Below are 17,862 nucleotides of genomic sequence, written 5' to 3'. Positions count from 1 at the left end.
GATTGTCGCCCGGGTCGCAAATGTTCGGACGTCACGAGCAGCCCGTCCGCCGTGAACTCAGGCTTCGGAGCTCTTCTTCCACAGGTTGATACCGGCCTCGACGGCGTCGGCGTCGATGGCTTCGAGCTCTTTCTGGCTGAACTTCAGGTTCTTCACGGCGGCCAGGCTGTCCTCCAGCTGGCTGACGCTGGAGGCGCCGATCAGGGCGCTGGTGACGCGGTCGTCGCGCAGCGTCCAGGCGAGCGCCAGCTGGGCCACCGACTGGCCGCGCTGCTGGGCGATCTCGTTCAGCGCGCGGACGTGCTTCAGGGTCTCCTCGGTCAGCATGTCGGTGCTGAGCGACTTGCCCTGGGTCGCCCGGGAGCCTTCCGGCACGCCGTTCAGGTAGCGGTTGGTGAGCACTCCCTGCGCCAGCGGCGAGAAGGCGATCACGCCGACCCCGAGCTCGCCGACGGCGTCGAGCAGGTCCTCCTCGATCCAGCGGTTCAGCATCGAGTACGACGGCTGGTGGATCAGCAGCGGCGTACCGAGCTCGTCGAGGATCCGGGCCGCCTCGCGGGTCTTCTCGGCGGAGTACGACGAGATGCCGGCGTACAGCGCCTTGCCGGAGCGGACGGCCGCGTCGAGCGCGCCCATCGTCTCCTCCAGCGGGGTGTCCGGGTCGAAGCGGTGCGAGTAGAAGATGTCGACGTAGTCCAGGCCCATCCGGCCCAGCGACTGGTCGAGCGAGGACAGCAGGTACTTGCGGGACCCGCCGCCCTGGCCGTACGGACCGGGCCACATGTCGTAGCCGGCCTTGGTGGAGATCAGCAGCTCGTCGCGGTACGGCTTGAAGTCGCGCGCGAAGTGCCCGCCGAAGTTGGTCTCGGCCGAGCCGTACGGCGGGCCGTAGTTGTTCGCCAGGTCGAAGTGGGTGACGCCGAGGTCGAACGCCCGGCGCAGGATGTCGCGCTGGGTGTCGAGCGGCTTGTCACCACCGAAGTTGTGCCACAGGCCCAGCGAGATCGCCGGCAGCTGCAGCCCACTGCGGCCACTGCGCCGATAGGGCATCTGGTCGTCGTACCGGTCCGGAGCGGCTACGTAGTCAGTCACAACTCAGCAGTCTGCCCCATGTCGTGACAAGTCCGCGAACCCTTGTTTTCCGCGGGTTGTGAGTCTCAGAGCCGGGGCTTCTTGATCAACCCAGCCCACGGTGGAGGCGGTGACGACGCGTAGAACCGCAGTACGCCGAGTAGCCGACTGGCCGGCGGAGCAGTCCAGTGCCGCTGCCCGGGTTGCGGGCCCTTGGGTGAGGTTGCCCAGCCCCCAGCCGAGGTGAAACCAGAGAATGCTCGCCTCCAGCCCCTCACCACCGCGGTAGTCGGCGAGCATGGCCACCACCTGCTCCAACCGCAGCTTGGCGAACTCCATGCCAGGCGGACCCCAAGCGGCGTCACCCAAGTCGATCAGCCCTTGCAGTTGGTTGTCGTGGGCCATCAAGTTCTGCAACGCCACGTCACCGTGCAGCAGCACCTGCGACTGGTCCTGGGGGATGAGGGTCTGCAGATGGTCGAACGCGGCGAGAAGCCAGTTCGCAGTACCGGAGGGCGTCGACCAGGTCTGTGCCGCGGACCTTCTCGAGAACCATGTGGCGGTGCGGGGGATGCGGAGGAAGAGGTGGTCGCCAAGGGTTTAGGCGTGGTTGGCGACTCCTCCTGGCACTTCGTGGATGGTGTGCTCGGGGATGCCGTAGCGGGTGGCGAGGGCGTGGCGGAGGGGTGGGTGCATGGGGGAGATACTGGCGGATGTGCGGAGAGATCTGGATCCGGAGAGTGTCAGTGGTAGGGATTTCTACGCTGTGCTGAATGCGGTGGTGGTGCCGCGGCCGATCGCGTGGGTGTCGAGCCGGTCGGCGGACGGGGTGCTCAATCTGGCGCCGCACTCGTTCTTCACGGTGGCGTGTGTGCGGCCGCCGATGGTGCAGTTCACCTCGGTCGGGCGCAAGGACAGCCTGGTGAACGTCGAGGCGACCGGCGAGTTCGTGGTGAACTTCGCGGCCGAGCCGCTGTTCGAGCAGGTGAACGCGACCGGGACGAACTTCCCGGCCGAGGTGGACGAGTTCGCCGCGGTCGGACTGCACCCCGAGCCGAGTACGACGGTCGCCGTGCCGCGGGTGGCCGAGTCGCCGGTCGCGATCGAGTGTTCGCTGCACACCACCTTGGAACTGGGCGACTCGACCGTGGTGATCGGCCGGGTGCGGTGGATCAGCATCGACGAGTCGGTGCTGGACGGGAACCATCCGGAGATCACCAAGCTGCAACCGCTCGCGCGACTGGGGCGCAACGAGTGGTCCACCCTCGGCGAGATCCGGGACATCAGCCGGATCCGGTACGCCGACTGGCCGGGCGACTACGCGGGTCCGCGCAACGTCTGACCGGTAAGGGATGTTTGGTTGCCCGGAATTCTTTTGGGTTCTCACCCATCCGGGGCGGTGATCGGTCCGAAGTACCGGCATGACCACGAGAAAACGACGGGCCCTGGCAGCGCTGGGAGGTTTGCTCGCCGCAGGCGCAGGACTCGGCCTCGGCGAACTCACCGCGGCACTGGCCGGTGGTACGTCGCCCGTGGTCGGGGTCGGCACCCAACTGATCGACCTGGCACCGGGCGCCGCCAAGGACTTCGCAGTCAAGAACCTGGGCACGGCCGACAAACCGGTTCTCATCGGTACTGTTCTGCTGGCGGTCGCCGTTTTCGCCTTGGTAGCAGGCGCAATCGGCGCCACCAAGCCTCGGGTTGCCGTCGCTCTGACCGTTCTTCTCGGTGCTCTGGCGATCCTCGCGGCCGCCACCGGCCGTACTCTCGCCACCAATCACTTCGTTCAAGTCCTGCCCGGCGTCATCACGTTGCTGATAGCCACAATCGGCATGCTGCTCGTCCTCCGAGCACTGCCCCCCAATCCCTTCGGCGGCGCCGGACGCCGGAAGATCCCCGCCGCCGAAGGCCCCACCACCACCGAGGCCGCAGCGCCGGAGGGGTTTGATCGGCGGAGATTTATGGGGACTGCGATGGCTCTAGGGGTTGCCGGGGTCGGCGGGCTTGGTACTTCGCTGGTGCTGCCGGGAGGTGTCAGCGAAGCGACGCGGCGGGCGATCAGACTGCCACTGCCCGCGAGCCGGGCGAAGGCGATACCGGCCGCCGCGATGTCCGAGGTGCAAGGTGTGAGCCGGTTCGTCACGCCGAACCCGAGCTTCTACCGGGTCGACACGTTGCTCACCGTGCCCAAGGTCGACCCGCGGACCTGGGAACTGCGGATCCACGGGCTGGTCGACCGCGAGCTCCGGTTGAGCTTCGCCGACTTACTCAACCGGCGGCTGATCGAACGCGACATCACCCTGACCTGTGTCTCGAACGAGGTGGGCGGCCCGTACGTCGGCAACGCCCGCTGGATCGGCGTACCGATCGCCGAACTGCTGCGCGAGGCCGGGGTCCGCGACGGTGCCGACGCGGTCAAGTCGACCAGCGTCGACGGTCTCACCATCGGTACGCCGTTGCAGGCACTGACCGACGGGCGCGACGCGATGCTGGCCGTCGGCATGAACGGTGAGCCGCTCCCGTTCGAGCACGGCTTCCCGGTCCGGATGGTGGTGCCCGGCCTGTACGGGTACGTCTCCGCGACCAAGTGGATCGTCGACTTCGAGGTCACCAGGTTCTCCGAGTTCAGCGCGTACTGGACCGATCGCGGCTGGTCCGTCGAGGCGCCGATCAAGACTTCCTCGCGGATCGACGTACCGAAAGGCTTTGCGCGGATCAAGGCGGGACCGGCCGTCGCGGCCGGCGTCGCCTGGGCGCAGTACCGCGGGATCGCGAAGGTCGAAGTGCAGGTCGACGACGGTGACTGGCAGTCCGCGACGCTCGCGGCCGAGGACACCATCGACACCTGGCGGCAATGGACGTTCCGCTGGAACGCCACGCCGGGCAACCACAAACTCACCGTCCGGGCGACCGACGCCACCGGCGAGGTTCAGACAGCCGACCGCGCGGCCCCGAGACCCAACGGTTCAAGCGGTCTTCACAACACCGTCGTCATGGTCGAGTAACCGGCCCTGCATCACCTACCAACACACCACCTACCGCTCCGCGCACGACCGCACCGCGTAGACCGCAGTGCTCCTCATCGCACGCCCTGGCGGCACATCAGTGTTGCGCCGGGAATCCATCCGAAGGAGAAGGATCGTCATGTCCAACACCATCAAGCGCGTCGCCCTGGCTGCCTCCGCCGTTTCGTTGCTCTTCGCAACTGCCGCCTGTGGCGGTGGCGACGACGCCGCCAGCTCGGCACCCTCGAGCACGGCCACCTCGTCCGCGCCGGCCGAGACGCCCTCCGCCTCTGCGTCGATGGACAACGCGGCCGGTCTGGTCGGGCCGGGCTGTGCCGACTACGCGAAGGCGAACCCGACCGGTGCCGGTTCGGTCGACGGGATGGCGGCCGAACCGGTGGCCACCGCCGCCTCCGGCAACCCGCTCCTCAAGACCCTGGTTGCCGCGGTCTCCGGCAAGCTGAACCCCAAGGTCGACCTGGTCTCCACCCTCAACGGCGGCGAGTTCACCGTCTTCGCCCCGGTCGACTCCGCGTTCGCCAAGATCCCGGCCGCGACCATCAACACGCTCAAGACCAACGACGCGCTGCTCAGCAGCATCTTGACCTACCACGTCATCCCCGGCCAGCTCGACCCGGCCGCGGTCGTCGGTAAGCAGACCTCCGTCCAGAAGGGCGCCGTCACGGTCACCGGCTCCGGCGACAACCTGATGGTCAACAACGCCAAGGTCATCTGCGGCGGCGTGAAGACCGCCAACGCGACCGTGTACCTGATCGACACCGTCCTGATGCCCCCGGCGGCCTGACCACCAGTCAGACCGTCAGTCAGAACGCAGCCACGCCCGCTGGGCGGCGCCTCCTGTCCCGGGGGTGCCGCCCAGCAGTGCTGTGGCTCAGCTGGGCAGGACGTACAGGCTGAGACTGGTGAGACTCAGGGTGATGACGGCTGTGTACAGGGCGGCGACGGTGGCCGGTCGCCTGAAAGGTGCCGCGAGCAACCGTTCGCGCCGGATCCGGAGTCCTGACAGCATGCAGGCCTGGTCGGCAGTCGGGGAGAAGTGGTCCATCGCTGTGAGCAGCGGTTCGCGGTAGCCGCGCCGGACCGCCTCGGCGTCGGCGCAGAGTTCGAGGAGGAGGTTGATCTCGGCTTCGGTGGCCGCGATCGCCTTGGAACGCGGGAACCCCTTGCGGAGTGCGGAAAACGGGAACCTCGCGAGGTCGTGACGGCCGTCGATGTGGCCGTGCTCGTGTGCGAGGACCGCCTCCAGTTCCGTGGGAGAGAGTCGCTCGAGCGCTCCGGACGTCGCGACGATGCGGGGGTTCCTCCCGGGCACGGTGTACACCAGTACGCCCTGGTGCGGTACGACGGTCAGCTGTGGATGGCTGGCGTCCGCGATGATGTCGAGCAGGGCGCGATGTCTGGCTCGGCTGCGTGACCGGCTGACGCCCGTGCTCAGTTGCAGGCCCGCCCCGATCGCGACGATGCCCAGAGCAGCCAGGAGTCCGGCCGTCTGCGGCAGGCTGAGTCGGAGCGGCCGGGTGGCGCCGAGCGCGGGGACCACTCCGAGTCCCAGGCTGTTGAGAGCCAGCGTGACGAGCAGCCCGATCAGCGAGGCGCCGGCGGTGAAGACGATCAGATGCCAGAGAACCACGGCCTGACGCGGATGAGCCCGAGTCCAGGCCCGCCCATACACAGCGCCGGACAGAGCAAGCGACCCCAGCAGCGCCGCCGCATGATGCCAGACGTAAACCATCCTCAGCCCTACAGACGCCGACCGCCGCCGCCGCTGCGGCGACCGCCGTCGCCGCCACCACTCCCGCTGTTGCCACCAATCCCGCTGCTGCTGGCGCTGCCGCTGTCGTCCAGGGCGCCGCGGAGGGTGTCGGCCTCGTCTGGGGTGACGGATCGTGCGAAGTACGCGAGCGCGGCGTCGCGGTCGGTGGTCAGCTGGAGGGCTTGCATCATCAGTTCGGCCACGAACTCCTCCCGGCGGCCCGCTGCCTGATACGACCATGAACGTCCGTCACGAGTGCGTGTCACCAGCCCTTTGCGGACCAGGCGTTCCAGGACCGTTCGGACGGTCGCGTAGGCGAGCTTGCGCTCGGCGCAGTCGGCTTGCACTTCCCGCGCGGAGGTCGGCGCGTCGCGCGACCACAGAACCTCCAGGAAAGCCCGCTCGAGTGTGCCCGGCCGCGACGGCCCCTCGCGGGTCAGGCCTGGATCGTCAGTCACGCAGCCCATCGTCCCACGCACGGGCGACTGCAACTGATCTGCTATCTACTGTAGTGTTACAAGCTGTAGCACTTCAAGACGAGTGGGGAGCTGGGCGGATGGTCGGACTGTGGACCTCACTGAGCGAGAGCCTGCTGGTCTCCGCGCTGGTCGTCTATGTACTGGCGACGCTCGCCTTCAGCGTGCGGTCAGCTTTACTCCGCAGCGCATCACCCGACCGCGGGGAGGTGCGGACCGCGGTGGTGGGGCGGGATGTGGCGGGCATGGTTGGGGTGAGTTTGTCCGTCTTGGCGTTTGGGCTGGTTGGGGTGGGGGTGGTTGTTCGGACGGTGGCTGGGCGTCAGCCGGTGCTGGGGAACATGTTCGAGTTTGCGATCGTCTCGGTGTTTACTGCGACCGGCGCCTTCTTGTTGATCGGCCGAAAGACCGGGCAGTCCCGGCAGTTGGGGCTGCTGGCGATTCTGCCGGTGACCATCACGCTGACCCTCGCCCTCGTCGTCCTGTACGACGAACCGGGCGGGCTGGTGCCGGCCCTGCAGTCGTACTGGATGACCATCCACGTGACAGCGGCCGCCCTCGCGGTCGGGGCGGTCACGGTCGGCACCGTCGGATGTGCGTTGCAACTGCGCGCCCAGCGCCGTGGTGATGCCGACGCGGTCGGTCGGGCGGATGCGGTGGCGCGGGGCGCCTATGCATTCGCCTTCCCGGTCTGGACGTTCGCGGTGACCACTGGCGCGGTCTGGGCGCAGTACGCGTGGGGCCGCTACTGGGGCTGGGACCCCAAAGAGGTGTGGGCGTTCGTCACCTGGATCTTCCTGGCCGCGTACCTGCACTCCCGACACACCAGGGGAGTCGGCAAACGCACCACCGCCGTGGTCGGCATCGTTGCCTACGGCACCTTGTTGTTCAACTTCGTCGGAGTCAATGTCTGGTTCACCGGCCTGCACTCCTATGCGGGCCTGTGAGCGACCTTCGCCACCACCCGGAGTACCTGGATGACTGACCTGCCCCTCATCATCGCGAGCGGGATCGCCTTGCTGACAGCAGCCGCCACCGCGGTCTGTGTGATTCGCGATCGACTCCCCGGCTGGTACCTGATCGGCGCCCTCGCCGCCTTGGAGCTCGCGTTACTGGCTGCCTGCGTGATCGGCGTACTGCAGGTACTGCGTACCGATCTGCCCGTCGAGCGTGGGACTGTCATCGCCTACCTGGTTGCGATGTTGATCCTGGCTCCCGCGTCGACCCTCTGGGCGCTGGTCGAACAGAGCCGGTTCGGAACCGCGGTCATCATCCTGGCCTGCCTGGCCGTCCCCGCGATGGCGGCCAGAGTCCAGCAGGTCTGGGACGCGGCCAGTGTCTGAAGCCACCGTCCGCTCGATTTCCAGCGGAGCCGGCCGAACACTCACGGCCCTCTATGCCTTGTTCGCCCTTGCCGCTACCGGACGTTCCACTGTTCAGTTGTTGACCCGCGCGGATCAGGCGCCACTGGCCTACAGCCTGTCAGCCGTCGCGGCGGTCATCTACGTCGTCGCCGCAGTCTGCCTGACGATCGGCAACCGCGCCCGTCGGGTTGCCATCTGCGCATGCTCGATCGAACTGCTCGGCGTGATCGGCATCGGAGCGCTCAGCTACGCCGAACCCGCTTTGTTCTCCGACCGAACCGTGTGGTCCCACTTCGGGCAAGGCTATGGATACCTCCCTGTCGTGTTGCCGATTCTCGGCCTGTGGTGGTTGCTGCGCACGAGGCCGAACGCCTGACCACCTCGCGTCATGTTCGTCGGCCGAGTTCGTGGAGGAGGGCGACGAGACGAGGTGACAGCGCTGGGCCTGGGGTGTCGGTTGCTCGCGTTGCCAGTTGCCATCCTTCTTGGGTGACCAGGTAGACCCAGGGGCTCAGCGGGCCGGGGTCGGTGGCGTGGGAGCGGCCGGTCAGGTTGAGCATCATGCCGAGGGCCGGGATGGCGGACAGGTCGGTGATCACGTGCACCAGCAGTAGGTGCCGGGCCGGCATCGCCGCCAGTACGCCGTACTGCGGATTCTCCACGTGCAACGACTCGCGGAGGACGGTGTCGAGCACGAGTGCCCGTGATGCCGCGAAGCTGCTCCCGCTGATCATGGCCACGCGCGTTCCGTCGTACTCCGCGTAGGCGACGGAATCGGTCATGGCGCGCAGGTTGCGCAGACCGTGGGTCTCCGCCTCGGCCCAGGTGAGGCCGAGGTTGCTCGCTGGGTCGAAGTACATCGTGATCGTGCCGTCGGTGTTCGCGCTCGGCACCGACAACAGGCCTGGCACGAACTCAGGTGCCGCGCCGGTCAGCCGTGGGTCGAGTGAGTCCTTGGGGACGAGGCGTTGCAGGAGCTCGCGTTGCGGATCTGCTGGTAGCGGTGGGGCGCCGCGGCGGAGTGAGCTAGCCAGGGTGTCGAAGTGCTCGCTGACCAGGCGTGGCCAGTGGTCCGGTCGCTCGCCGGCCACGAGCCTCGCCAGATTTGTCAGTCCAGCTTCGAACTTCTCCGCCGGCGCCGATCCGTGCTCGGCTGGGTGGAACTGCAGGATGAGGGCGCCGCGGCTGTCGTAGTGTCCGCGCAGGCCGCACTCGGCGGCGGCCTCGAGACTCAGCCGCACCAGGTGCGCCCCCTCGGCCGGAGACAACGGCACCAACGGATGTCGCCCCGGCGCGCGGCGGGCGCCCGTGGGGTGGTTGCCTGGGGCATGTTTGGTGGGGTTGTTGTGGATGGTCATGGTGTCCACCTCCTCGACAGGGAAAGTACGAGGGTTTGGGTGGGTGGTGGTCGGTGCTTTTGGGGGCTGTGGACAAGTGGGCGGTTATCCTGCGGTGGCCGACCAACCAGGACCGATCGGTCAACCCAGCATCAAGCGAGCGACCAGGTCGAATCAGCATCGAGGAGCGACACCATGCCCGCCACGCCCAGCGCAGACAGCTCACCCGTTGCGCACCAGACGGTGGCGAGTCGCCCCGCGTCGGCCACTCGGTTGTCGCTGTCGCACCTCACCGCGCAGCACGAGACCAACCTGCTCGGCACCATCCACGGCGGCGTCGTCATGACGTTGGTCGACTCGGCCGCCGGTGTCGTCGCGGCCCGGCACTCGGGTGGTCCCGCGGTCACCGCGTCGATGGACGAGATGGTCTTCCTAGTTCCGGTTCGGGTCGGTGACGTGGTGCACTTCACCGCCCAGGTGAACTGGACCGGCCGCAGCTCGATGGAGATCGGCGTCCGGATCACCGCCGATCGGTGGGACGCGGTCGGTCCGCAGGTGCACGTCGCGACGGCGTACCTGGTGTTCGTGGCGGTCGACGAGGAGGGCAAGCCGCGGCCCGTACCGCAGGTGGTGCCGGAGACCGACGAGGATCACCGCCGGATGCGAGAGGCGGAGATCCGCCGCAGCCACCGGCTGGCCCGCCGGCAGGCGATCATCGCGTCGCGCGAGGCGACCGAATGAATCTGCTCCGTGGCGCTCGGCGGAACCCGTCCGCGATCCTGCTGGTCGTTCAGTTGCTCGGTGTGCTGGTCTACCCCGCGATGGAGGGTTCGCGAGGTGGCCGGGTCGGCTTCGAGATCCTCGGCATCGTCGTCCTGACCCTCGCGGTGTTCTCGGTACGGTCCACACCCGGCCTCACCTGGATCAGCGTCGGCCTCGGGATCCCGGCCGTGGTGCTCTCGCTGGTGGATGTGTTCTGGCCGTCAGTGGCTGTCGTGGTGATCTCCGGCGCGCTCCACGCGGTGTTCTACTTCTACGCGGCTTACAGCCTGCTCCGGTACATGCTGTCCGACCATGACGTCAGCACCGACGAGCTCTGGGCGACCGGGGCGACTTTCACCTTGGTTGCTTGGGGTTTCGCCTACGTGTTCGTCTTCGTCCAGGCGCTCGTCCCGGGCAGCTTCACCGCCGCGGTGAACCCGCAGGACGATCGCACCTGGATGGAACTGCTGTTCCTCAGCTTCACCACGCTGTCCAGCACCGGGCTGAGTGACATCGTCCCGATCACCTCGTGGGGCCGGTCCGTGGTGATGCTCGAGCAGCTGGCCGGTCTCGGGTACGTCGCGATGGTGGTGTCCCGCCTCGTCGGCCTGACCGTCGCCAAACGCACCTGACCTCAGCGCATCACCCCGAAGCGCGCACCGGCTAGGTGCGCGGCCAGGTCGCCAGCAGGTCGGCCGCGGCGCGCTGTGCGACCTCGGGTGCGGACTCCATTGCCGCCACCCGGAAGCACACCAGCGCACCCTCGTGCAGCAACAGCAACCGGTCCGCGAGCTCGCCGGTGTCGGCGAAGCCGGCCAGCTCCGCCTGCGCCATGAACTCGGCCCGCATCCACTGCTTCTGCGCCACGATCACCGGCATCGCGGGATGGTCCGGCGCCGCCAGTTCCACGCTCGCGTTGATGAAACCGCAGCCTCGGCGCGACTCCGCCAGCCAGTCGGTCAGTGCCGCGAACAGCGCGAGGATCATCTCCTCCGGCGACTCCGGCCGGCGCTGCGCCAGCTGGTCGTCCAGGAACGCGTGCCAGACCCGGTTCCGCTGCTCGAGGTACGCCGCGATCAACCGATCCTTCGACCCGAATCGGTCGTACAAGGTCTTCTTGGTCACCTCGGCGGCGTCCGCGATCGCATCGACGCCGACCGTGCGGATCCCGCGCTCGTAGAACAACGTCGACGCCGCGCTGAGAATGCGTTCTCCCGCGGGCGTCAACCGCGCCGCCTCGCGCTCACCGCGGTCGGTCAGAAGTCTCGCCTGCTGAACAACCATACTGACAGTATACCGACCGGTATGGTTACTTAACCCCATGACCACCACGCAGCTGCAAAAGGACCAGCCGGTACGCCGGGCCGCCAAGCCGCGGGTCCTGCCGATCCTGGCCGGCGCGGGCTTCGTCGTGTTCTGGAGCAGCGGCTTCATCGGCGCGAGGTGGGGCACGGAGTACACGTCTGCCTTTGATTTGCTCGCCTGGCGCTACCTGGTCGCCGGAGGCCTGGCTGCCGCCGTACTGCTGATGCGCAGGCCGAAGCTGACCCGCAGAGACGTCATCACGCACGCAGTGATGGCCTTCCTCACCCAGTGCGTCTACCTCGGCCTGATCTTCACCGGCATCGACCACGGCATCTCTGCCGGCGTCACGGCTCTCATCGGCTCCCTGCAGCCGATCCTGATCGCCACGGTGGCCGGACCATTGCTCGGAGAGCGGGTCAGCCCGCGGCAGTGGGCCGGCCTCCTACTCGGCCTAGCAGGCGTCGCGCTCGTAGTCGCCGACGATCTGGGCCGAAGCTCACTAGTCCTCTTCCTGCTCCCCATCGGTGGTCTTCTGGGACTAGTGGCCGGCACTGTCTGGGAACGGCGGCGAAAGCCGACTACCAACCTGCTGGACGCCCTGTGCTTGCAGAGTCTCGTCTCCTGCGCCTTCTTCGTCGCTGTAGCCGCCAGTACCGGACAGCTGACCGTGCCTCACCAGTTGCCGTTCTACGGCGCAGTGCTGTGGCTTGTCTTGTTGGCCACTGGCGGCGGCTGGGGCCTGTACCTCGTCAACCTCAAGCTGTCCGGCGCAACCAGGATCAGTTCGCTGCTCTACCTGGTGCCGCCGACCACGATGGTCTTCGCCTTCCTGCTGTTCGGTGAGACCATCGGCGCACTCGCGGCCGTCGGCATGCTGATCTGTGGGCTCGCCGTTCTGTTGATCACGGCTCGCCCAGGCGGCGCGAAGACCAGGATCTCGTTACGCTGCGACAATGGCGGAACCACGATGGCTGGATGACCAAGAGCAGCGAGCCTGGCGAGCGTTCATTGCGGCCCAGCGAGTGGTCAACAGCCGGATCGAGCAGCAGCTGCAACGCGACGCCGGCATGCCGCACACGTACTTCGAAATCCTGGTCCGGCTGTCCGACGCCAAGGACGGCCGGCTGCGGATGAGTGAGCTCGCCGTCGCCACCCTCGGCTCACGCAGCCGCCTCTCGCACGCCGTGAACCGGTTGGAGAAGGTCGGCTGGGTGCGCCGCGAGGGGGTCGAGTCGGACCGCCGTGGTCAGGTCGCGATCATCACCGAGGAAGGCCGCCAGAAGCTCCGGGACACCGCGCCCGGTCACGTCGAGACTGTCCGGCAGGCCGTCTTCGACGCGCTCACCCGCGAGCAGGTCGACCAGTTGCGGGAGATCTGCGCAGCGCTGGCCAGGCAGTCCGGCGGCTCGTACGACAGCGCTCTGTGGGAAGCAAAGCCCTCCGGTACCCCTGCCGGCTAGCGCCGTGGGCAAGAATGGCCGTGATGAAGACCACTCGACGCCGGGCCATGGCGGTAGCGGCTGCGGCCACTCTGCTGCTCGCAGGTTGTAGCAACTCGGACAGCCCGACAGCAGGCCCGAGTACTGCGCCCTCCTCCTCGATCACCCGGCAGTCGCCGAGCACCCCAACCCAAACGCCGTCCCAGACAACCCCCTCAACCACACCGAGCCAGACACCCGGCCAGACACCCGGCCAGACGCCCAGCCAGACGCCAGGCACGGCATGCGTCGACCAGAAGCTGCGGCAGCTGACCCCCAAAGAACAAGCGGCGCAGCTGATCATGACCGGCATCAGCACCAACGGCATGACCTCGGCAGAGCGAGCCATAGCCCGCGCCCAGAAGCCAGGCAGCCTCCTGCTGATGGGCCCCGGCGGCAGTGCCTCCCACACCCGTACTGCGATGGCCGCGGCGGCCACCACCGCCACAGTCAAAGGCATCCGCCCTCTCGTCGCCGCAGACCAGGAAGGCGGCCAGATCCAGCGCCTCAAGGGTTCCGGCTTCGATCGCATCCCCTCCGCGACCGTGCAGGCGACCTGGTCCGACGAGAAGCTCACAGCCCGCGCGAAGGGCTGGGCCGGCCAGCTCAAGCGGGCGGGGGTCAATCTCGACCTCGCGCCCGTCGCGGACGTAGTACCGGCTTCTCTTGGGGATGGCAATGCGCCGATCGGTGCGCTGGATCGTGGGTATGGCGACACCGCGGCCGAGGTCGGGCCGCACGTCACCGCGTTCATCAAGGGGATGCACGAGGCCGGGGTGATGACCTCGGTCAAGCACTTCCCGGGCCTCGGCCGGGTCAAGGGCAACACGGACTTCTCGTCGGGTGTGGTCGACACGGTCACCACCCGCAACGACGACGACCTCGCGCCGTTCGCCGCCGGGATCCAGGCAGGCTCGGACCTGGTGATGGTCTCCACGGTGACCTACACGAAGATCGATCCGAAGAACCGCGCCGTGTTCTCGCCGACCATCATCGGCGGCATGCTGCGCGGCGACCTCGGGTACGGCGGCGTCGTGATCACCGACGACGTCGGGGCGGCGGCAGAGGTCGCGTCCGTGCCCGCCGGCCAGCGGGCGACCCGGTTCGTCGCGGCGGGCGGCGACATCGTGATCACCGCCAAGGCCTCGCTCACCTCCGTCATGATCAACGCGTTGGTGGCGAAAGCCGAGCAGGACAAGGCATTCGCGGGCATGCTCCAGAGCAGTGTCCGCAGGGTGCTCACGCTGAAGCAGAACAATGGCCTGCTGAGCTGCGGATGAGCACGCCCGAGCAGGAGCCCGACTACCGGTTCACGCTGGCCAACGAGCGCACCTATCTGGCCTACTTGCGGACCTCGCTGGCTTGCTACGCGGGTGGCCTGTCCGCAGTACAGTTCCTGGATCTCGGGCCTGACCGCTGGCCTGCTCGCATCATCGGCGTTGTCCTGGTAGCCGCCGGGATCGCCACCACCGCCGGGGCGTTTCGCCGCTGGCAGTCAAATCTGACCGCGATGCGGACCGGCGGCCCACTTCCGGTGACCAAGCTGCCTTTGGTGCTAGGGGCAACCATCGCCGTGGTCGGCCTCATCGGCCTTGTGTTCAGTTTGTGGCGATGAACACAGAGCGTGATCCGGGTCTCCAGCCGGAGCGCACGCTGCTCGCCTGGCGGCGTACGGCGCTCGGTCTGGTCGTGAACGGCGGCCTGCTGCTTGCCTCCGGCCACGGTACGTCGAACGTCCGGCTGGGCCTCGGCATCGTCGTCACCGTGCTGGCGCTGGCCTGCTGGGCCGCTGTCAGCGCGGTCTACCGCCGGGGTGCCCAGCCGACCGAGCTGGGATCGCGCCGAGTACTGCGGCTGGCGGCCGGTCTGGTGCTGCTGGTCGGCGTGTTCGACCTCTATGCGGTCGTGACACGCTGAGTTCTTTCGGTCACTTTCCGGTCGCGCTGAGTCTACGTGTTCATCATCTCGCGGTACCTTGAGCAGGCGGATGCTCCGTCAGCGGTCCGTTGCCCCTAGCATGTTCACGGTTTGTCCCTCGTTCACCCGGAGCTTGAAGTGCCGTTACGTCTGCGTCCGAACGACCCGACGTTCTACGACCTTTTCACCGAATCCGCCAATCACCTGGTCGACGGATCCCGCATCCTGGCCGAGCTGCTCGGCAGCACGGCCGGATCAGGACTGTCGGCGAGCCAACAGATCGCCGTCCAGATGAAGGATGCCGAACACGCGGCGGACGAGACGACCCACTCGATCATCCGCCGGGTCAACTCGACCTTCGTCACCCCGTTCGACCGGGAGGACATCTACCGGCTGGCCTCCGACCTCGACGACGTGATGGATTACATGGAGGAGGCGGTCGACAACGTCCACCTCTTCTCCCTCACCAGTCTGCCGGCCGAGGTGGCCGAGCAGATCGAGGTGCTGCAGCGGATGGCGGCACTGACCGCCGAGACGATGCCGCGGCTGCGCACGATGAAGGACCTGGCCGAGTACTGGATCGAGATCAACCGGCTGGAGAACACCGGTGACGCGGTCCACCGCCGGATCATCGCGAAGCTGTTCAGCGGCGAGTTCGACGCGCTGACGGTGATGAAGGTGAAGACCGTGGTCGACCTGCTGGAGGCCGCCATCGACGCCTTCGAGCACGTCGCGAACTCGGTCGAACAGATCGCCGTCAAGGAGAGCTGAGCGTGGAGCTCGCGCTCGTCATCGCGGTCATCGTCATCGCGCTCGCCTTCGACTACACCAACGGTTTCCACGACGCCGCGAACGCGATCGCGACGTCGGTCTCCACCCGGGCGCTGACGCCCCGGGTGGCCCTGGTGATGGCGGCGGTGATGAACTTCGTCGGTGCCTTCCTGGGCACCGAGGTGGCCGACACCGTCGGCAAGGGCATCATCAACGTGCCCACCGGTCAGCACGGCCTGGTGGTGGTGATCGCCGCCCTGGTCGGCGCCATCACCTGGAACATGATCACCTGGTACTTCGGCCTGCCGTCGTCGTCCTCGCACGCCCTGATCGGCGGCCTGGTCGGCGCCGGGCTGGCCTCCACCAGCGTGGTGCTGTGGAGCGGGATCCTCGACAAGGTCGTGATCCCGATGATCCTGTCGCCCGCCATCGGCTTCCTCGGCGCGTTCCTGCTGATGACCGCGATCCTGTGGATCTTCCGGCGCAGCAACCCGGGCAAGACCACCCGCGGGTTCCGGCTGGCGCAGTCGCTGTCGGCGGCCGCGATGGCGCTCGGGCACGGTCTGCAGGACGCCCAGAAGACGATGGGCGTGATCTTCCTGGCGCTGCTCACCACCGGGCACGTCGACAAGGGCGACGGCATCCCGACCTGGGTGAAGATCTCGGCCGCGACCGCGATCTCGCTGGGCACGTACTCCGGCGGCTGGCGGATCATGCGCACCCTGGGCCGCCGGATCATCCACCTCGACCCGGCTCGCGGCTTCGCCTCCGAGGCGGTCGCGGCGACCGTGCTCTACGTGATGGCGATCGGCCTGCACGCGCCGGTCTCGACCACGCACACGATCACCTCAGCGGTGATGGGCGCGGGCGCCACCAAGCGGCTGTCAGCGGTTCGCTGGGGCGTCGCGAAGGGCATCGTGACCGCCTGGGTGCTGACCATCCCCGCCGCCGGTGTCGTCGCGGCCGGCGTCTATGGGATCGCGCACCTGATCCTCGAGTAACCGCGCGACTGGGGGAGTCAGCGGTTCCAGCGGCGTACGGACTTCGCGAGGTCCTTGGGGCGCAGGGTCGCGACCGCGCTCTCCCAGTTGTTGTAGAGCGAGTCGCCGAGCAGGGTGAGGCTCAGGAAGGCCTGCGGCCGGACGGCCATCACCCAGGTCGCGGCGGCCGCGTGGCCCTGCTGGTAGAGCAGCCGGTCGGCCGTCGCCTCGATCCGGTCCTTGTCGGCGCTGGGCGCCATGTTGATGGTGGCCCAGGCCTTCACGATCGCGGAGTCCTTCGCGGTCATCTGCGCCAGATAGGTCAGCGGGCCGCGCCACGAGCCGCGGCGGCCGAGACCGTCCAGGCTCTCCAGCGGGAACCAGCCGTTCTGGCAGCGCCGGCCGTTCACCGCCGACTCGATCTCCCGGGCCTGGTCCGGCCGCAGGTTCTGCGTCGCCCAGTAGAGGAAGTAGACCCCGACGTCCGGAATCTCCTCCGCGACGTTGCTCGGAATACTCAGCTTCCCCGGTTCGAAGAGATGCAGCTCTTCCTCTGATCCGTACAAAATCGTCATTCCCCCACCCAGCCCGATGACCGCAGGCGTGGCGCCCGGGGCGGGAGCGCGACCAGCCTGCCGTCGAGAGGGACCCCCCAGGTCCTGCTTCGACATTCAAGGGTTCTTGCTACCCCCAGGTGGCCGCCGGGTCAAGTCCTCGTCCGGATGGCGGTTACCGCCGAGGCGGAAACCGGTCTACTTGCCGAGTGTCGCGGAGGGGCAAACCGGTCTACTTGCGCCGGCGCGCCGCGCGGTTGCGCAGTTCCTCGGCGTCCAGCCGGTCGGCTTCCTCGGGGGTCGGCGCGCTCCCGCCGTACGACGCGGGCAGCCACCAGGCGCCGGCCGGCTTCTCGGGATAGGCGCTGATCGTGCGGGCGAGCATCTCGGCCATCGTGGTCCGCAGCCGGGTGGTGGCCTCGGTGGCGTCCTCGTCCTTGCTCACCGGGATCGGCTCGCCGACGGTGATGGAGACCCGCTGGTGCCGGGAGAAGTCGCGCGGGTGGTCCTTGGTCATCATCCGCTGGGTGCCCCACAGGATCATCGGGATCACCGGGACGCCGGCCTCGGCGGCCATCCGGACCGCGCCGGACTTGAACTCCTTCAGCTCGAACGACCGGCTGATGGTGGCTTCGGGAAAGACCCCGACGATCTCGCCGTCGTTCAGGTACTGGATCGCCTGCCGGTACGAGCCGGCGCCCGCGCCGCGGTCCACCGGGATGTGGTGCATGGCGCGCATCAGCGGACCGGAGTACCGGTTGCGGAAGAGGACCTCCTTGGCCATGAACCGGACCAGCCGCTTGCTCGGCTGGGCGCCGAAGCCGCCGATCACGAAGTCCACGTAGCTGATGTGGTTCACCGCGAGCACCGCACCGCCCGTGCGCGGGATGTGCTCCGTCCCGACCATGGTGAAGCGCAGGTCGAGCACCTTGAAGGCGGTCTTGGCCAGGCCGATCACCGGCGGGTACAGGATGTCTCGCATGGCCCGACGGTACCGGGTCGGCCCTGGCGGCACACCGATCGGCGTTGTGATGCTCGCCGCGGGGCGCGCGGATTGAGTACGCAGTA

Annotated in this window: 23 protein-coding genes; 15 read left to right on the top strand and 8 right to left on the bottom strand. The window is 67.9% G+C overall.

Annotation, left to right across the window (positions count from 1 at the left end; translation table 11 throughout):
* Positions 1–57: 57 nt before the first annotated feature.
* Positions 58–1,092: an L-glyceraldehyde 3-phosphate reductase gene (mgrA, locus tag AB0F51_RS31095; RefSeq protein ID WP_360285594.1), complete on the bottom strand. Its 1,035-nt coding sequence runs from the start codon at positions 1,090–1,092 to the stop codon at positions 58–60.
* Between the two features lie 3 nt (positions 1,093–1,095).
* Complete coding sequence (locus AB0F51_RS31090) at positions 1,096–1,644, bottom strand: phosphotransferase (protein ID WP_360285722.1); 549 nt, start codon at positions 1,642–1,644, stop codon at positions 1,096–1,098.
* Between the two features lie 193 nt (positions 1,645–1,837).
* Between AB0F51_RS31090 and AB0F51_RS31085 the strand changes: the two genes are divergently transcribed.
* The 3 genes from AB0F51_RS31085 to AB0F51_RS31075 all read left to right on the top strand — a co-directional run bounded on the left by AB0F51_RS31085 (position 1,838) and on the right by AB0F51_RS31075 (position 4,881).
* Positions 1,838–2,413, top strand: a complete 576-nt coding sequence (locus tag AB0F51_RS31085; protein ID WP_360285592.1) for a flavin reductase family protein — start codon at positions 1,838–1,840, stop codon at positions 2,411–2,413.
* Positions 2,414–2,492: 79 nt separating this feature from the next.
* Entirely contained in the window at positions 2,493–4,076 is a 1,584-nt protein-coding gene (locus AB0F51_RS31080; protein ID WP_360285591.1) for a molybdopterin-dependent oxidoreductase, read from the top strand.
* Between the two features lie 139 nt (positions 4,077–4,215).
* Entirely contained in the window at positions 4,216–4,881 is a 666-nt protein-coding gene (locus tag AB0F51_RS31075; protein ID WP_360285589.1) for a fasciclin domain-containing protein, read from the top strand.
* An 87-nt stretch (positions 4,882–4,968) separates the two neighbouring features.
* On the opposite strand, the gene AB0F51_RS31070 is transcribed toward AB0F51_RS31075, so the two are convergent.
* Both AB0F51_RS31070 and AB0F51_RS31065 read right to left on the bottom strand, forming a co-directional pair.
* Positions 4,969–5,727: a M48 family metalloprotease gene (locus tag AB0F51_RS31070; protein WP_360285587.1), complete on the bottom strand. Its 759-nt coding sequence runs from the start codon at positions 5,725–5,727 to the stop codon at positions 4,969–4,971.
* A gap of 110 nt (positions 5,728–5,837) precedes the next feature.
* A complete protein-coding gene (locus tag AB0F51_RS31065) occupies positions 5,838–6,308 on the bottom strand; it encodes a BlaI/MecI/CopY family transcriptional regulator (protein ID WP_360285586.1) in 471 nt (156 codons plus the stop codon).
* Between the two features lie 98 nt (positions 6,309–6,406).
* Here AB0F51_RS31065 and ccsA point away from each other — a divergent pair, with 98 nt between their 5' ends.
* From ccsA to AB0F51_RS31050, 3 genes are all read left to right on the top strand, one after another.
* Positions 6,407–7,273, top strand: coding sequence for a cytochrome c biogenesis protein CcsA (gene ccsA, locus AB0F51_RS31060; protein WP_360285585.1), 867 nt, complete (start codon positions 6,407–6,409; stop codon positions 7,271–7,273).
* 30 nt (positions 7,274–7,303) lie between these two features.
* A complete protein-coding gene (locus tag AB0F51_RS31055) occupies positions 7,304–7,669 on the top strand; it encodes a hypothetical protein (RefSeq protein ID WP_360285583.1) in 366 nt (121 codons plus the stop codon).
* A 100-nt stretch (positions 7,670–7,769) separates the two neighbouring features.
* Positions 7,770–8,066 carry a hypothetical protein gene (locus tag AB0F51_RS31050; RefSeq protein WP_360285582.1) on the top strand — a complete coding sequence of 99 codons (297 nt, stop codon included), beginning with the start codon at positions 7,770–7,772 and terminating at the stop codon, positions 8,064–8,066.
* A 10-nt stretch (positions 8,067–8,076) separates the two neighbouring features.
* Here AB0F51_RS31050 and AB0F51_RS31045 read toward each other — a convergent pair whose 3' ends face one another.
* Positions 8,077–9,048: a hypothetical protein gene (locus tag AB0F51_RS31045; protein WP_360285581.1), complete on the bottom strand. Its 972-nt coding sequence runs from the start codon at positions 9,046–9,048 to the stop codon at positions 8,077–8,079.
* A 174-nt stretch (positions 9,049–9,222) separates the two neighbouring features.
* Between AB0F51_RS31045 and AB0F51_RS31040 the strand changes: the two genes are divergently transcribed.
* Positions 9,223–9,768, top strand: coding sequence for an acyl-CoA thioesterase (locus AB0F51_RS31040; RefSeq protein ID WP_360285580.1), 546 nt, complete (start codon positions 9,223–9,225; stop codon positions 9,766–9,768).
* Positions 9,765–10,421 (top strand): potassium channel family protein, encoded by a 657-nt coding sequence (locus AB0F51_RS31035; RefSeq protein ID WP_360285579.1) that lies wholly within the window; start codon positions 9,765–9,767, stop codon positions 10,419–10,421. The genes AB0F51_RS31040 and AB0F51_RS31035 overlap by 4 nt, the downstream gene beginning before the upstream one ends.
* A gap of 31 nt (positions 10,422–10,452) precedes the next feature.
* On the opposite strand, the gene AB0F51_RS31030 is transcribed toward AB0F51_RS31035, so the two are convergent.
* Positions 10,453–11,073, bottom strand: a complete 621-nt coding sequence (locus AB0F51_RS31030; RefSeq protein ID WP_360285578.1) for a helix-turn-helix domain-containing protein — start codon at positions 11,071–11,073, stop codon at positions 10,453–10,455.
* Positions 11,074–11,110: 37 nt separating this feature from the next.
* Between AB0F51_RS31030 and AB0F51_RS31025 the strand changes: the two genes are divergently transcribed.
* The 7 genes from AB0F51_RS31025 to AB0F51_RS30995 all read left to right on the top strand — a co-directional run bounded on the left by AB0F51_RS31025 (position 11,111) and on the right by AB0F51_RS30995 (position 16,261).
* Positions 11,111–12,073 carry a DMT family transporter gene (locus AB0F51_RS31025; protein ID WP_360285576.1) on the top strand — a complete coding sequence of 321 codons (963 nt, stop codon included), beginning with the start codon at positions 11,111–11,113 and terminating at the stop codon, positions 12,071–12,073.
* On the top strand, positions 12,048–12,554 hold the full coding sequence (locus AB0F51_RS31020) for a MarR family transcriptional regulator (protein ID WP_360285574.1): 507 nt from the start codon (positions 12,048–12,050) through the stop codon (positions 12,552–12,554). The genes AB0F51_RS31025 and AB0F51_RS31020 overlap by 26 nt, the downstream gene beginning before the upstream one ends.
* 23 nt (positions 12,555–12,577) lie before the next feature.
* The gene (locus AB0F51_RS31015; RefSeq protein WP_360285573.1) at positions 12,578–13,852 is read left to right on the top strand and encodes a glycoside hydrolase family 3 N-terminal domain-containing protein; all 1,275 of its coding nucleotides are present in this window, start codon (positions 12,578–12,580) and stop codon (positions 13,850–13,852) included.
* Positions 13,849–14,187 (top strand): DUF202 domain-containing protein, encoded by a 339-nt coding sequence (locus AB0F51_RS31010; protein ID WP_360285572.1) that lies wholly within the window; start codon positions 13,849–13,851, stop codon positions 14,185–14,187. The genes AB0F51_RS31015 and AB0F51_RS31010 overlap by 4 nt, the downstream gene beginning before the upstream one ends.
* Positions 14,184–14,489 (top strand): DUF202 domain-containing protein, encoded by a 306-nt coding sequence (locus AB0F51_RS31005; protein ID WP_360285571.1) that lies wholly within the window; start codon positions 14,184–14,186, stop codon positions 14,487–14,489. The genes AB0F51_RS31010 and AB0F51_RS31005 overlap by 4 nt, the downstream gene beginning before the upstream one ends.
* A gap of 138 nt (positions 14,490–14,627) precedes the next feature.
* The gene (locus tag AB0F51_RS31000) at positions 14,628–15,260 is read left to right on the top strand and encodes a DUF47 family protein (protein ID WP_360285569.1); all 633 of its coding nucleotides are present in this window, start codon (positions 14,628–14,630) and stop codon (positions 15,258–15,260) included.
* 2 nt (positions 15,261–15,262) lie between these two features.
* Positions 15,263–16,261 carry an inorganic phosphate transporter gene (locus AB0F51_RS30995; RefSeq protein ID WP_360285567.1) on the top strand — a complete coding sequence of 333 codons (999 nt, stop codon included), beginning with the start codon at positions 15,263–15,265 and terminating at the stop codon, positions 16,259–16,261.
* A 17-nt stretch (positions 16,262–16,278) separates the two neighbouring features.
* Here the strand turns inward: AB0F51_RS30995 and AB0F51_RS30990 are convergent, their stop codons facing one another.
* Together AB0F51_RS30990 and AB0F51_RS30985 are read right to left on the bottom strand one after the other, a co-directional pair.
* Entirely contained in the window at positions 16,279–16,815 is a 537-nt protein-coding gene (locus AB0F51_RS30990) for a hypothetical protein (protein ID WP_360285566.1), read from the bottom strand.
* 211 nt (positions 16,816–17,026) lie between these two features.
* On the bottom strand, positions 17,027–17,776 hold the full coding sequence (locus tag AB0F51_RS30985) for a lysophospholipid acyltransferase family protein (protein WP_360285564.1): 750 nt from the start codon (positions 17,774–17,776) through the stop codon (positions 17,027–17,029).
* Positions 17,777–17,862 lie beyond the last annotated feature (86 nt).

The sequence above is a fragment of the Kribbella sp. NPDC023855 genome, assembly GCF_040639475.1.
In the GTDB taxonomy this organism is placed as follows: domain Bacteria; phylum Actinomycetota; class Actinomycetes; order Propionibacteriales; family Kribbellaceae; genus Kribbella.
Note: the sequence above shows the minus strand (reverse complement) of the source record. Positions and strands in the feature narration are given on the sequence as shown.

Excerpts from the sequence above, each read along its gene's own strand:
- AB0F51_RS31080 (WP_360285591.1), top strand. The coding sequence starts at position 2,493 with ATGACCACGAGAAAACGACGGGCCCTGGCAGCGCTGGGAGGTTTGCTC.
- AB0F51_RS31075 (WP_360285589.1), top strand. The coding sequence starts at position 4,216 with ATGTCCAACACCATCAAGCGCGTCGCCCTGGCTGCCTCCGCCGTTTCG.
- ccsA (WP_360285585.1), top strand. The coding sequence starts at position 6,407 with ATGGTCGGACTGTGGACCTCACTGAGCGAGAGCCTGCTGGTCTCCGCG.
- AB0F51_RS31055 (WP_360285583.1), top strand. The coding sequence starts at position 7,304 with ATGACTGACCTGCCCCTCATCATCGCGAGCGGGATCGCCTTGCTGACA.
- AB0F51_RS31045 (WP_360285581.1), bottom strand. The coding sequence starts at position 9,048 with ATGACCATCCACAACAACCCCACCAAACATGCCCCAGGCAACCACCCC.
- AB0F51_RS31040 (WP_360285580.1), top strand. The coding sequence starts at position 9,223 with ATGCCCGCCACGCCCAGCGCAGACAGCTCACCCGTTGCGCACCAGACG.
- AB0F51_RS31035 (WP_360285579.1), top strand. The coding sequence starts at position 9,765 with ATGAATCTGCTCCGTGGCGCTCGGCGGAACCCGTCCGCGATCCTGCTG.
- AB0F51_RS31030 (WP_360285578.1), bottom strand. The coding sequence starts at position 11,073 with ATGGTTGTTCAGCAGGCGAGACTTCTGACCGACCGCGGTGAGCGCGAG.
- AB0F51_RS31025 (WP_360285576.1), top strand. The coding sequence starts at position 11,111 with ATGACCACCACGCAGCTGCAAAAGGACCAGCCGGTACGCCGGGCCGCC.
- AB0F51_RS31020 (WP_360285574.1), top strand. The coding sequence starts at position 12,048 with ATGGCGGAACCACGATGGCTGGATGACCAAGAGCAGCGAGCCTGGCGA.
- AB0F51_RS31015 (WP_360285573.1), top strand. The coding sequence starts at position 12,578 with ATGAAGACCACTCGACGCCGGGCCATGGCGGTAGCGGCTGCGGCCACT.
- AB0F51_RS31010 (WP_360285572.1), top strand. The coding sequence starts at position 13,849 with ATGAGCACGCCCGAGCAGGAGCCCGACTACCGGTTCACGCTGGCCAAC.
- AB0F51_RS31005 (WP_360285571.1), top strand. The coding sequence starts at position 14,184 with ATGAACACAGAGCGTGATCCGGGTCTCCAGCCGGAGCGCACGCTGCTC.
- AB0F51_RS30990 (WP_360285566.1), bottom strand. The coding sequence starts at position 16,815 with ATGACGATTTTGTACGGATCAGAGGAAGAGCTGCATCTCTTCGAACCG.
- AB0F51_RS30985 (WP_360285564.1), bottom strand. The coding sequence starts at position 17,776 with ATGCGAGACATCCTGTACCCGCCGGTGATCGGCCTGGCCAAGACCGCC.